Source organism: Bradyrhizobium sp. UFLA05-153, from assembly GCF_054185185.1.
In genome coordinates this window covers 1-617 of record NZ_JBBIAM010000351.1, presented here as the reverse complement: position 1 = coordinate 617, position 617 = coordinate 1, and the positions used below count along the sequence as shown (strand labels likewise).

The following is a 617-nucleotide window of genomic DNA, read 5'->3' as shown; positions in this document are numbered from 1 at the left end:
CTGCTGATCGGTCCGACCGGCTCGGGCAAGACGCTGCTCGCGCAGACGCTCGCCCGCATTCTGGACGTGCCCTTCACGATGGCCGACGCGACGACGCTGACCGAAGCCGGCTACGTCGGTGAGGACGTCGAGAACATCATCCTGAAGCTGCTCCAGGCCGCCGACTACAATGTCGAGCGCGCGCAGCGCGGCATCGTCTACATCGACGAGATCGACAAGATCAGCCGCAAGTCCGACAACCCCTCGATCACCCGCGACGTGTCGGGCGAGGGCGTGCAGCAGGCACTGCTGAAGATCATGGAAGGCACGGTGGCTTCGGTCCCGCCGCAGGGCGGCCGCAAGCATCCGCAGCAGGAGTTCCTGCAAGTGGACACCACCAACATCCTGTTCATCTGCGGCGGCGCCTTCTCGGGCCTCGAGAAGATCATCTCGGCGCGCGGCCGGTCGACCTCGATCGGCTTCGGTGCCTCGGTGATGGCACCGGAAGACCGCCGCACCGGCGAGATCTTCCGCCACGTCGAGCCCGAGGATCTCCTGAAGTACGGCCTCATCCCCGAGTTCGTCGGCCGTCTGCCGGTCGTTGCGACGCTCGAGGACCTCGACGAGACCTCGCTAAA

At 66.0% G+C, this 617-nt stretch carries 1 protein-coding gene; it reads left to right on the top strand.

The genetic code is table 11. The annotated features are described in order from the left end of the window. On the top strand, positions 1-617 hold a 617-nt coding region (gene clpX, locus Q2941_RS51835; protein ID WP_458197576.1), incomplete at both ends, for an ATP-dependent Clp protease ATP-binding subunit ClpX.